Annotated in this window: 10 protein-coding genes; 5 read left to right on the top strand and 5 right to left on the bottom strand. The window is 59.8% G+C overall.

The genetic code is table 11. The features are described 5' to 3' along the window. Positions 1-67 precede the first annotated feature (67 nt). The 3 genes from MDG893_RS19710 to coaD all read left to right on the top strand — a co-directional run bounded on the left by MDG893_RS19710 (position 68) and on the right by coaD (position 3,159). Positions 68-712: a hypothetical protein gene (locus MDG893_RS19710; protein ID WP_007155605.1), complete on the top strand. Its 645-nt coding sequence runs from the start codon at positions 68-70 to the stop codon at positions 710-712. An 18-nt stretch (positions 713-730) separates the two neighbouring features. Beyond that, positions 731-2,323 (top strand): GMC family oxidoreductase, encoded by a 1,593-nt coding sequence (locus tag MDG893_RS19705; protein ID WP_007155604.1) that lies wholly within the window; start codon positions 731-733, stop codon positions 2,321-2,323. A gap of 353 nt (positions 2,324-2,676) precedes the next feature. Continuing rightward, entirely contained in the window at positions 2,677-3,159 is a 483-nt protein-coding gene (gene coaD / locus MDG893_RS19700) for a pantetheine-phosphate adenylyltransferase (RefSeq protein ID WP_007155603.1), read from the top strand. Between the two features lie 45 nt (positions 3,160-3,204). On the opposite strand, the gene MDG893_RS19695 is transcribed toward coaD, so the two are convergent. The 5 genes from MDG893_RS19695 to MDG893_RS19675 form a co-directional block, all read right to left on the bottom strand. Further along, positions 3,205-4,497: a DUF945 family protein gene (locus MDG893_RS19695; protein ID WP_157132888.1), complete on the bottom strand. Its 1,293-nt coding sequence runs from the start codon at positions 4,495-4,497 to the stop codon at positions 3,205-3,207. Between the two features lie 64 nt (positions 4,498-4,561). Further along, positions 4,562-6,700 (bottom strand): polyphosphate kinase 1, encoded by a 2,139-nt coding sequence (gene ppk1 / locus MDG893_RS19690; protein ID WP_007155601.1) that lies wholly within the window; start codon positions 6,698-6,700, stop codon positions 4,562-4,564. A gap of 57 nt (positions 6,701-6,757) precedes the next feature. After that, a complete protein-coding gene (hemB, locus tag MDG893_RS19685) occupies positions 6,758-7,753 on the bottom strand; it encodes a porphobilinogen synthase (protein ID WP_040474821.1) in 996 nt (331 codons plus the stop codon). A gap of 138 nt (positions 7,754-7,891) precedes the next feature. Continuing rightward, positions 7,892-8,923: a lipase secretion chaperone gene (locus MDG893_RS19680; RefSeq protein WP_050776533.1), complete on the bottom strand. Its 1,032-nt coding sequence runs from the start codon at positions 8,921-8,923 to the stop codon at positions 7,892-7,894. A 178-nt stretch (positions 8,924-9,101) separates the two neighbouring features. Further along, the gene (locus MDG893_RS19675; protein ID WP_007155598.1) at positions 9,102-9,323 is read right to left on the bottom strand and encodes a hypothetical protein; all 222 of its coding nucleotides are present in this window, start codon (positions 9,321-9,323) and stop codon (positions 9,102-9,104) included. Positions 9,324-9,593: 270 nt separating this feature from the next. On the opposite strand from MDG893_RS19675, the gene MDG893_RS19670 reads away from it, so the two are divergent. Both MDG893_RS19670 and MDG893_RS19665 read left to right on the top strand, forming a co-directional pair. Continuing rightward, positions 9,594-10,226 (top strand): TetR/AcrR family transcriptional regulator, encoded by a 633-nt coding sequence (locus MDG893_RS19670; protein ID WP_007155597.1) that lies wholly within the window; start codon positions 9,594-9,596, stop codon positions 10,224-10,226. A 2-nt stretch (positions 10,227-10,228) separates the two neighbouring features. Further along, the gene (locus tag MDG893_RS19665) at positions 10,229-11,932 is read left to right on the top strand and encodes an acyl-CoA dehydrogenase family protein (RefSeq protein ID WP_007155596.1); all 1,704 of its coding nucleotides are present in this window, start codon (positions 10,229-10,231) and stop codon (positions 11,930-11,932) included. Positions 11,933-12,180: the final 248 nt, after the last annotated feature.

Raw genomic sequence — 12,180 nt, 5'->3', positions numbered from 1 at the left:
TCCGGCTCCCGTCAGCTTTGGCTTGACCTGTCATCTGTTAAAAGACAATAAGAACAAGAGAGTCGTTATGTCTGAAAGCCTTTCTAAATCCGTACAGACGGACCTTCCCGATACTGCCATGGACCGTCGGAGTTTTCTCCGGACTGGGCTTGGTGGGGCCATGTTCCTCGGCACGGTGAGTGTTACCGCAGGCCTTTCCGGTTGTGCAACCGCGCCCGCCGGGCGGGACTATCCGATGCCGGGGGCGATGGACCAGAGCTACGAATTCCAGTTCCTGACCCACGACGACATTGTGCTGTTTCAGGCTTTGCTGCCAGCCATGGTGGGCCCCGGGCTGACTGAGGAGTCCGTGGTTCGCCGCCAGCAGATTCAGGCGACGATTGAGCGCATTGATGCCGGGATTCACCAGTTCGGGCCGGCCAACCAGAAGGAGTTGCGGGGGCTGTTTGACCTGTTGAATTTCGGGCTGACGCGGGTGACGGTGGCGCGGGTCTGGTCGAGTTGGGAGAACGCCAGCACGCAGTCCGTGAATGCGTTCCTTGAGCGCTGGCGCACCAGTGGTGTTGGGTTGTTTAACAACGGCTACATCGCCCTGACCAAGGTCAGTAACGTGGCGTTTTATGGCCACGAAGACCACTGGCATCTGTCCGGCTACCCCGGACCACCCGCCTGGGCCGTGGACGCCCTGCCCCAGTTCAAAGACAACGCCTGAGCCAACCGGAGCATCATTATGTCGTTAACGGATCGTATCGCCCGTGGGCTTGAGGCTGGCTGGAAGGTCACCGACGGCGCCACCCTGACACAGAACCAGACCCACGAAGCCGATGTAGTGATCATCGGCACCGGTGCCGGAGGCGGCACCACGGCGGAGATTCTGGCAAAAGCCGGGCTGTCGGTGGTTCTGGTCGAGGAAGGCCGACTGTATCACCAGAAAGACTTCAAAATGAATGAGCTGGATGCCTATGCCTCACTTTATCAGGAGGGTATGAGCCGGGTCACCAAGGATGGCGCGATTGCCATTCTCCAGGGCCGATGCGTCGGTGGGTCCACCACGGTGAACTGGACCTCCAGCTTCCGCACGCCGGCACCGACGTTGAATCACTGGGCCAGCCGTTTCGGGCTCGACGACCTGACTCCGGCGGCCATGAAGCCCTGGTTCGACGGCCGCGAGCAGCGCCACAACATTGAACCCTGGCTGGCCGAACCCAATGCGAACAACGACATCCTTCGCCAGGGTTGCGAGGCCCTGGGCTGGTCATGGGAAGTCATACCCCGCAATGTGAAAGGCTGCTGGAATCTGGGTTATTGTGGCGTCGGCTGCCCCACGAATGCCAAGCAGGGGGCGTTGACCACCACCATCCCCGGTGCCCTGGACAACAACGCACGGCTGTTCCATGGCCTGCGTGCCGAGAAACTGGTGATGGACCAGGACCGGATCAGCCACCTTCAGGCCTCGGCCATGGCCGCCGACGGTGTTACCCCGTCCGGCGTCACCGTGGAACTGAAAGCCCGGCATTTCGTCGTCGCCGCCAGCGCCATCGGCTCCCCGGGCCTGCTGCTGCGCTCAGATATTCCCGACCCCCACGACCGTATTGGCAAGCGCACCTTCCTGCACCCGGTCAACGCCACCATCGCGGAAATGCCTGACACCGTCGATCCGTACTACGGGGCCCCTCAGTCGATCTATTCCGACGAATTCAACTTCTCCCAAGGCGTCGACGGCCCTGCCGGCTTCAAACTGGAAGTACCGCCCCTGCACCCGGCCATGTCCGCCGGCGTGGTTCCCGGCCACGGCGAACAACAGATCCGCGACCTGTCGAAACTGCCCCGACTGAACTCCGTCATCGCCCTACTACGCGACGGCTTCCACCCCGACAGCCCCGGCGGCACCGTCAGCCTCCGCGACGACGGCAGCCCGATCCTGGACTACCCCGTCAGCGACTACCTCTGGAAGGGCCTGAAAGACGCCTTCTACAAAATGGCCGAGATCCAGTTCGCCGCCGGCGCCCGGAAAGTCCGCCTGATGCACCTGGACTCTCCCTGGTACTCCTCCTGGGCCGAGGCCAAAGCCGGCATCGACAACCTCGCCATGGAACCCCACCGCGTCCGCCTGTTCACCGCCCACCAGATGGGCGGCTGCGGCATGGGCCGCAACCCGGAAGAATCCGTGGTCAACGGCTTCGGCGAACACCACCACGTCGCCAACCTCAACGTCCATGACGCCTCGATCTTCCCCACCAGCATCGGCGCGAATCCGCAGTTGTCGGTTTATGCACTGGCTGCGAGGAACAGCACCAGACTGGCTCAGAAACTCAGGAGTTAAAGAAAGGAGTCCCAAAGAGAGTTTGAGGTCTTCTTAGGCAGGTACGCAGTCCGAAGTGCCGCGTGAGGAGGGCTTCCCAGGATTGTGTAAAGCCAGGGACGGCTTTACTCAAGCGCACATGGGTGAGGCCGAGCGTTTATGAAGCAAAGCTTCATGCGACAGCCGAACGACAGCAATCTATGATTGCTGGCCGGACCCCGAAGGGGTGCTCGTAGCGTATCCTGGGAAGCCCTCCTCATGCGGCACAAACTCCCAAGCAAGCAATCCAAACTCGTACCCAGCACAAAAGTGGAACATTTTGGTTCAAGAAGAAGGCTGCTATCCTGTGCGCTTCCGGTGAAAAGGAGCTCCGAATGCCAAAAGTCATCTACCCGGGTACGTTTGACCCAATCACCAACGGCCATACCGACCTCATCGAGCGCGCAGGCCGGCTCTTCGACGAAGTCGTCGTCGCCATCGCCTACAACCCCAAGAAGTCCCCGCTACTGACATTGGAAGAACGCTGCGAACTGGTCGAAAAAGCCACCTCCCACCTGCCCAACGTCAGCGTCACCGGCTTCAGCAACCTGCTCGCCGATTTCGTCCGGGAACAGAACGCCACCGTGATAATCCGCGGGCTTCGAGCGGTCTCCGACTTCGAGTACGAATTCCAGCTAGCCGACATGAACCGCCGCCTGGCACCGGAAGTGGAAAGTGTGTTCCTGACACCCTCCAACCATCTGTCGTACATCTCCTCCACCCTGATCCGCGAAATCGCCTCACTGGGCGGCGACGTCTCGGAATTTGTCGACCCAGCCGTGGAAGCCGCACTCAAACGGAAATTCATCAAGGACTGACAAACGGGAAAGCGCTGCCCATCCCGGGCAGCACAGAACGACGGATCAGAATATCGGTGGCAGCGGGATCACGTTGCCATTGATGTCCAGGGCCAGATCTTCCAGCGTGCCCTGGATTCGCAGGCGGTCACCCTCCTGCACCACCATGCCCTGCTTGATCAACGGCGCCACCTGCATTCCCAACTCAGGCTGCTGCTCCACCAGCGCCAACGGCATGCTGACATCCAGATTGCCGGTCAGCCGCTGCATCACCATCATCATCTGGTCTTTCTCATCCTCAGACAGCGACGGGTGCTGCACCATGATCTCGCCATTAACCGGGCCATAGGGCGTGGCAAAGGACAGCTCCGGAAACCCGAACGAAAAACCGTTGGCCGCAAGGCCCAGCATGGCCTGATTGATGCGACTCATGGATTCCATTTGCTGCTGCATCATGGCACGGGAGTCGCCGCCTGCAGTGTTCAGAGCGGCCGCCTGCATATCCGTCATGGCGGTTGTCAGGTCACTCCAGCTTTGCACGTCCAGGCCGCTTAACACCATTTCCATACGGTGAGGGCCGAAGCTCTCGTCGTCCGCCGTTACCTTTTCCAAAGTAACGACAGCCTCGGAATCAATGCTCTTACCGTCATCGGCGGTGGTGGTCTCACCACTCATCGAAAATTCATCAAAACGGAGCGTGGGCTCACCCCGGGCCGCCACTTCAAGTCGCGCCAGCGACATGTCCCCGTCACCCAGCCAGACGTCGCCCGTCAGGTGTTCCATGGTCTGTTCGAGGCGAAAATCCTCAATACTGATGCGCAGGTCCGGCCCCCGAATCACGGCGCCCGGCCAGTACATCAGGATATCAGCGTGTGAACCATTGCCACTGATTTCTGCCCGGCTAAAACTTTCCGACATATCAAAGGACTCGCCGGTTTCCTCGTCGATCACACTCACGGCCGGCACGGAAAGCTCGGCGATCGCCGTTCCCCACAATCGAGTCTCCAAGGTCAGCCGGGGTTTTTCGTCCGGGAAAATCTTCGCAACTTCAGCGTCAAGCTCAGGAGGCGGGGTAAAATCAATCAGGCTGCCGGTCACACCATGGCTTACCCGGGCCTGGTAGTCGAATGAGTGCTCATCACCGGTGTCCGGATCCTGGATCGTGATGGTGCCGGCGAACTCGGCCCCCATGTAACCCCGGTCATAATCCCGTGTTTGCAGCTTGAACAGGGGCTGCGCCTGATTGACGTCCGCCGTGACACTCTGCCACTGCTGCTCGGTCACATAACCAACTGCCCAGGGCGCAGCTACACCAACAGCCAGTACTGCTGCACCGGCAACCATCCATTGTTTTTTCAACTGCCTTTACTCCACTAGCGCGCTCACATTGCCTGCACTGGAGACAGGCGTATGCGGATTATCGTTATTTCCCGGTCAGGCGTTCAAGCAGGACCAGTTGGGACGCCAGGCGATCCTCGCCCTCGGCTGCCTGATTCTGAATGTAACGACCGTCCGGCTGCAAGACCCAGGACTGGCAATTGTCCGCCAGATAGGTATCCAGATCCTCGCGGACACGGGCAATCAACGCCGGATCCTCAATCGGAAAGGCCGTCTCCACGCGGCTCAGCAGGTTCCGCTCCATGCCGTCGGCGCTGGACCCATAGACTTCCGGCCGGCCGTTGTTGCCGAAATAGTAAACCCGGGTGTGCTCCAGAAAGCGACCAATGATGGAGCGTACCCGGATGTTGTCGGACAGCCCCGGCACTTCCGGCCTCAGGCAGCAGATGCCGCGGATGATCAGATCGATTTTCACGCCTGCCTGGGACGCGCGATACAGCGCCTTGATCAACTCACGCTCAGTGAGGGCGTTAAACTTGAAAATAATCCGGCCTTTGGGCCCCAGTTCCGCTTCACGGTCCACCAGACCCAGAAGACGGGAATGGAGCGTAAAGGGAGAGTGGAACAGTTTCTTGATCTTCAAGGCCTTGCCCATGCCCGTCAGCTGCTGGAACAGCTTGTTGACGTCGTCACCGATGGATTCGTCGCTGGTCATATAGCTGTAGTCGGTGTACAGGCGGGCGTTACCGGCATGGTAGTTCCCGGTACCCAGGTGCACGTAACGCCGCAGCTTTCCTTCCTCACGGCGCACGATCAGGATCATCTTGGCGTGGGTCTTGTAACCCACTACCCCGTAAACCACAATCACACCCGCTTCCTGCAGCCGGCTGGCCAGCTCCAGGTTCTCCGCCTCGCTGAACCGGGCCCGCAGTTCGATGATCGCCGTCACCTCCTTGCCACGGCGGGCGGCGTCCATCAGCGCTTCGACAATTTCCGAGTCGGCACCGGTGCGATACAGGGTCTGGCGGATGGCCAGGACCTGTGGGTCTTTGGCAGCCTGTCGCAACAGGTCGGTCACGGGGCTGAAGTTTTCATAGGGATGCAGCAACAGCAGCGGACGCTTGCGGATGGCATCGAACATGGATTCCTTGGCACGGATCTGCCTCGGAATCGACGGCGAAAAGCCGGAATAGGTGAGGTCCTGGCGATCCACCAGCCCACCGACGGCCATCAACCGTGTCAGGTTGACCGGGCCGTGAACCTGATAAAGGTCGCGATCCGTCAGTCCAAACTCGCGCAGCAGAAAGTGCACCAGTTCTTCCGGGCAGTTGTCCGCCACTTCCAGCCGCACGCCGTCACCAAAGCGCCGGCTCAGCAACTCACCACGCAGGGCGGAGGCCAGATCCTCAAGGTCATCTTCCAATTCAAGGTCGGCGTTGCGGGTCAGACGGAACTGATAGCAACCCTTCACTTCCATGCCGGGGAAGAGCTCATCGGCATGGGCGTGGATCATGGAGGACAGGAACACCAGGTTGTCGCCCCCGTTGCAGACGTCATCGGGCAGTCTCACCAAGCGCGGCAGCGAACGTGGCGCAGGCACGATGGCCATCCCGGTTTCACGACCGAAGGCATCCTTGCCGTCCAGCTCAACAATAAAATTCAGGCTTTTGTTGACCAGGCGCGGAAAAGGGTGCGAGGGGTCCAGCCCGATGGGGCTGACCACCGGCAGGATTTCCTCTTCGAAGTAACGGCGCACCCAATCGGCCTGAGCCTCCGTCCATTCACGACGCCGGACGAAGTGAATGTTCTCCTGCTCCATCTCGGGGATCAGCACGTTGTTCAGGATGTCGTACTGTTCCCGGATGTATTCATGGGCCACCCGGCTGATTTCACCCAGCACCTGTTCCGGCATCATGCCGTCCGAGCCCAGGGTTTCGCGGCCATACTTGATCTGCTGGCGCAGGCCCGCCACCCGGATCTCGAAAAACTCATCCATGTTGCTGCTGAAGATGCAGCAGAACATCAGCCGGTTAATTAACGGATGCGTCGTATCCAGGGCCTGTTTGAGCACCCGGTAGTTGAACTGAAGCTGGCTCAGTTCGCGGTTGAAATAGTTTTCCTGGGCCGCTACATCAACATCCACGCCGGGGGATGGTGCTTCCACAGGCGCCGGCACGTCCGGAACATCGACAGCCTTTAGCTTGTTTGCAGATTCAGTAGTCATTGCTTACTGCTTCCATTATCAGGGACCGTAAAGCACCCTGCTTGTGACTGTAATCTGTCAGGTGCGGTTATCACGCATCAGCCGTGCCGCCCTGACGGCAAAATAGGTAAGGATGGCGTCTGCACCGGCACGGCGCATGGCCATCAGGCTCTCCATCATCACGGCGTCGCCATCCAGCCATCCGTTCTCCGCGGCCGCCATGTGCATGGCATACTCACCACTGACCTGATAGACGAACGTTGGCACCTGCAGTTCCTGTTTTACCCGGTGAACGATATCCAGATACGGCATGCCCGGTTTGATCATCACCATGTCAGCACCCTCGGCGATGTCCATCGCCACTTCCTGGAGCGCTTCATCACTGTTGGCCGGGTCCATCTGATAGGTAGCCTTATTGCCCTTGCCCAGGTTGCCGGCTGAGCCGACCGCGTCGCGGAACGGCCCGTAATAACTGGAGGCATACTTGGCAGAGTAGGCCAGAATACGAGTGTTCACATAGCCAGCGGACTCCAGCGCGTCGCGGATGGCGGCAACCCGACCGTCCATCATGTCGGACGGCGCTACAATATCCGCGCCCGCGTCGGCATGGGACAATGCCTGATTAACCAGAGCCTCCACGGTCACATCGTTCAGCACGTAACCATCGTTATCGATAATGCCGTCCTGGCCATGGGTGGTGAACGGGTCCAATGCCACATCGGTAATAACGCCCAACTCCGGGTAGGCGTCCTTAAGCGCTCGCACCGCACGCTGGGCCAGGCCATCGGAATCCCACGCGCCAGATCCGGACAGGTTCTTGTGCTCCGCAGGCACTACGGGAAACAGCGCCACCGCCGGAATCCCCAGAGCCACCAGTTCAGCTGCCTGTTCCACCAGAAGATCAACGCTCAGGCGCTCGACGCCGGGCATGGAAGGTACCGTCTCCCGCTGGCCTTCGCCTTCCAGTACGAACACCGGAAAAATCAGGTTATCGGCACTGAGCTGATTCTCCCGCACCAGGCGCCGGGAAAAACCGTCAACCCGGTTACGACGCAGACGAGTGGCTGGGAACATACGATTGGCCGAAAAGCTCACGGAATACCTCCTGTGGAAAATGGGGCTACCGCCCCATCATACACGCCCATAAGCGGCGGTGGCAGGGCTTACAGCCGAACCACATCACCAGGTTACCAGGATCAGATGAAAGGACTGTTACCGGAGGGAATCAAGGGCCTCGGCACGCAGTTTGTCAGCACCCTCAAAGTAATCATCCCGGAGCGCATCAATGGCGGCTTTGCGCTCCGGGCCCGCAAGCCCCATGTCGTCCAGCTTCGCCAGGTCCTGGCTGTAGGCTTGCCACTTGACCTCCCATGCCTGTTGTTCGGATTCCACTTTCTCCAGTTCACGGGCGGCCTCGGCACCAAAGCGTTCCTTCCGCCAGGCGCGCAAAGCGTCGGGATCATCCGCGAATTCCGACCGCGCACGCTGATAGTCGGTGAATTTTCGGGTTTCCCGACGTGCCTGACGAAGCGGTTCCGGGAGCGCCTTCTCGGCTTCTGCCAGCGCCTGCTCCCGCTCCTTTTCAGACAGCGACGGATCGGTTCGGATGCGCAGCTGCTCAACCTGGAACTGATCTACGGCCTCGTCCGTTGCAAAAAAGGCGTCGGCGGTTTGCGCATCCATCCAGGTACGTCGCAGGGCGCGTATTTCTGCCATTCGCCGTTGCATGTCCTCTGCATTCGTTGTGGCGTCACGACCATAGGTGGCTTCCAGGTCGCCCAATGCCAGCTTGTAGTCCAGATAATCTCCCAGAGTGTCGAGAGCCTCCGATCGGGCCGGCTCTTCAAGCCGGGCCAACGCCTGCTCTATTCGGGCAACCAGCTGGGGTAACGTCTCCTCGCCCAGCGCCGCCAGATAATACTCAAACAAATGGCGCAACTGCGGCGTGGGAACTAGGGAGCCATTCACGTCGGTTTGGGCCCAGCCACCGGGCACGCTGGTTCCCGCCAGCGACGCCGGCAATGTATCCGGCACCACAACCGTGGCTTCGCCCACCAGTGTTGAAGGCGCCCCACGTCCGGACGCCGAATCCGACAGTGGCACAACGCTGTTTTCTGTGTCGGCGGTTGCATCAACCGTCTCTTGGGAGGGGGCCGGGTTACCACCAAAGAAAATGACCACACCTGCCGCGACCAGCGCCATGACGACGAGCGCCGTAGTTGAAAAACGAAGGAATCCTCTCATGAACGCAGCCTGTTTGCGGGTCGAATGTGGGGTGAGTACGGTCTTGGTGCAGGGAACACGCTATCCTGCAGAACGCAGCATAGAGGAATACAGGATACAGCGGTGAGACCGGCGTCAAAACAACCGTAAGCCACAAGCACAAACAGGCCGCAGCCTCAGGGGCTGCGGCTTCATGAATTCAGAGGGAGCGATTATTGAAACCGACATCCACCTTGCGGGAAGGGTCCGAACGGAATGCCGTATCCACTTCCTGAATTTTGCCACCCTGGTTCAGAAACGATTCAATATCATGCTGAAGCTGAGCACGGATTCGCGCACGGCCGGCAATGGAATGTGTATCGTCGCTGTCATGTGACCAGCTACCGGATTGCTCCAGATTGCTTTCGTCGAATTCACTCATGATTCTCTCCATCAACGAAAACAGTACAACGAGCGCGCCAAGCCTGTTACGGCAAGGCCGCCCCATCTCGGCGGATGAGTCTTACTACCCGCCTTGGCGTCTTTATAATCCGCTTTCAGTTGCAACGCTATTTTCTGACAATACTTTTTTTGTAACTTTTTGTAATCAACTCCACGATATTGTTTTTAAAGAATAATATGAACCAAGCTATACTGGTCTAGTGATTGACACAAAGAATGAATAATGATTCACTATTTATAAGGAACCCGCATGGCCTATCGGGAAACGGAAAAGATGCGCAACCGCAAGGCTGAGGCCCGCAAGCGCATCATTGAATGCACATACGGATGCGTTGCCGACGGCGGCTTCCGCAGCGCCCAGATAACGCGCATCGCAGCGTGTGCCGGCGTCGCTACGGGAACCATCTATCGACACTTTGAGTCCAAGGAAGACCTGTTTGCAGAGATCTTCAGGATTGCAACACAACGGGAAGTGGACAAAGTCGCCGAGGCGCTGAGCGCCGAAGACAACGCCGTTTCCCGCCTGGAAGTGGCCCTTCGCCAGTTTGCGGAGAGAGCCCTGAGAGGTCCGGTAATGGCCTGGTCGCTGATCGCAGAGCCGGTAGACCCGAAAGTTGAGGAAGAGCGCCTCAAGTTCCGCCGCGCCTACGCTCAACTTTTCGAGCAGGCCATCCGGGACGGCATCAAAGAGGGCTGCCTCCCGGATCAGGATGCCAGGCAGAGCAGTACCTGCCTTGTAGGCGCCATTGCCGAAAGCCTTGTGGGGCCTCTGTCCCCGGCACAGGCTGACACCGCGGAGCAGGCAGAGACCAACGACCACAATCCGCTGGTCAACTCCATTATTTGCTTTTGCATGCAGGGGTTGACTGGCACCAGGAGATAAACATGAAGGCCCGCCAGCCCCTGCAGCAGGAAACCGCAACCCCCTCCAGTGACGACCGCTACCTGGCGGTCACCCACGAGGTCTTCAATCAGCCCCCTGCTCTGGAGGATTACAACCTCTTCGAGCAGGACAAGGCCCTGCAGGAGGCGGTCGCCCGGGAGGGCGCCGCGGCCGCAACCAGCGACCTTAAACAGTTTGGTGCGTTCGCCGGCGCGGCGGACACCATCGCGCTCGGTTTCCACGCCAACGAAAACAAACCGGTGTTCAATACCCATGACCGCTTTGGTCATCGCACCGACCAGGTGGACTTTCACCCCGCTTACCACCAGCTGATGTCCGCAGCAATGGAAAATGGCCTTCACAGCAGCCCCTGGGCCAATCCTGGCGCGGGCGCCCATGTCGCGAGAACGGCCAAGTACTACATGCACTCCCAAATTGAGGCCGCCCACTGTTGCCCCATAACCATGACCTTCGCCGCCGTGCCATCAATCCGCAAACAGCCGGAACTGGCCGCCGTCTGGGAAAACAAGATCCTCGCCAATAGCTACGACCCCCGCAACCTGCCGGACAGCGAAAAGCAATCCGTCACCATCGGCATGGCGATGACGGAAAAGCAGGGCGGCAGCGACGTCCGGGCCAACACGACCCGCGCCTACGCCATCGGCGCAGAAGGCCCGGGGCAGGCCTATGAACTGATCGGCCACAAATGGTTTGTATCCGCGCCCATGTGCGACGCCTTCCTGGTGCTGGCCCAGACCAGAAGCGGCCTGTCCTGCTTCCTGATGCCACGCTGGCGCCCCGACGGCAGCAAAAACCCCTGGCAGATTCAGCGCCTGAAAAACAAGATGGGCAACGTCGCCAACGCCTCCAGCGAAGCTGAGCTGCGCGGCGCCATGGCGTGGATGGTGGGCGAGGAAGGCAGAGGCGTACCGACGATCATCGAAATGGTCGCCATGACCCGCTTCGACTGCATGATCGGCAGCTCCGCTGGCATGCGCCAGGCTCTCGCCCAAGCCTCCCATCATTGCCGCCACCGCAGCGCCTTCGGTGGGCGCCTCAGTGAGCAACCGCTGATGCAGAACGTCCTCGCAGACCTGGCCCTGGAAAGCGAAGCCGCTCTCGCCTATACGATGCGTGTTGCCCGGTCGTTGGACAACCAGCACCTGGAGCACGAACGGCTGCTGGCACGGCTGGCGACCCCGGTGGGCAAGTACTGGATCTGCAAACGCACCCCCAACCACGCCTACGAAGCCATGGAATGCATCGGTGGCAGCGGCGTGATGGAAGACTGCATCATGCCCCGACTGCTACGGGAATCCCCGGTCAACGCCATCTGGGAAGGCAGCGGCAACGTCCAGTGCCTGGACACCCTGCGCGCCCTGCAGAAGGAACCGGACACCCTCGACGCCTTCTTCAACGAAGCCGCCGAAGCCCGCGGCAGCGACGCCCGCTTCGACCGCTTCCTGGCCCAATTGCAGAACGACTTCGCCGACATCAGCGACTTCGAATACCGCGCCCGCAACCTGGTGGACCGCCTGGCCCTGTTAATGCAGTCCTCACTGCTGTTGAGACACTCCGACCCGGCCGTCGCCGACGCCTTCTGCGCTTCCCGGCTGGAACACAACGGCGGCCTGAATTATGGCAACCTGCCCTCCGGCACCAACCCAGCCGCCATTATCAAACGGGCAACGCCTGTAGTAGGCTAGAACGCAGACCACTGGACAACACATGATGTCTGGCGAAGCGGACTCCACCTGAAAGGTTCGCGAACCGGGGGCGATGAGCTTTCCAAAACTGTGCGGAGCCATGGATGGCGGAGCCCAACGTGCATCGACTGCTGCTGCAAAACGTCCGCGACCTGAGCAGCAACATGAATGGTCTTCCGTTTCCGTGTTTCGTAAAGTCTGGAAACGCGGAAGTCAACGCCCTGCACCATTATGTTCCGGATCTGCAT

The sequence above is a fragment of the Marinobacter algicola DG893 genome (assembly GCF_000170835.1).
Lineage (GTDB): Bacteria > Pseudomonadota > Gammaproteobacteria > Pseudomonadales > Oleiphilaceae > Marinobacter > Marinobacter algicola.
This window is presented reverse-complemented; position numbering and strand designations above follow the sequence as displayed.

Excerpts from the sequence above, each read along its gene's own strand:
- MDG893_RS19710 (WP_007155605.1), top strand. The coding sequence starts at position 68 with ATGTCTGAAAGCCTTTCTAAATCCGTACAGACGGACCTTCCCGATACT.
- MDG893_RS19705 (WP_007155604.1), top strand. The coding sequence starts at position 731 with ATGTCGTTAACGGATCGTATCGCCCGTGGGCTTGAGGCTGGCTGGAAG.
- coaD (WP_007155603.1), top strand. The coding sequence starts at position 2,677 with ATGCCAAAAGTCATCTACCCGGGTACGTTTGACCCAATCACCAACGGC.
- ppk1 (WP_007155601.1), bottom strand. The coding sequence starts at position 6,700 with ATGACTACTGAATCTGCAAACAAGCTAAAGGCTGTCGATGTTCCGGAC.
- hemB (WP_040474821.1), bottom strand. The coding sequence starts at position 7,753 with ATGTTCCCAGCCACTCGTCTGCGTCGTAACCGGGTTGACGGTTTTTCC.
- MDG893_RS19680 (WP_050776533.1), bottom strand. The coding sequence starts at position 8,923 with ATGAGAGGATTCCTTCGTTTTTCAACTACGGCGCTCGTCGTCATGGCG.
- MDG893_RS19675 (WP_007155598.1), bottom strand. The coding sequence starts at position 9,323 with ATGAGTGAATTCGACGAAAGCAATCTGGAGCAATCCGGTAGCTGGTCA.
- MDG893_RS19670 (WP_007155597.1), top strand. The coding sequence starts at position 9,594 with ATGGCCTATCGGGAAACGGAAAAGATGCGCAACCGCAAGGCTGAGGCC.
- MDG893_RS19665 (WP_007155596.1), top strand. The coding sequence starts at position 10,229 with ATGAAGGCCCGCCAGCCCCTGCAGCAGGAAACCGCAACCCCCTCCAGT.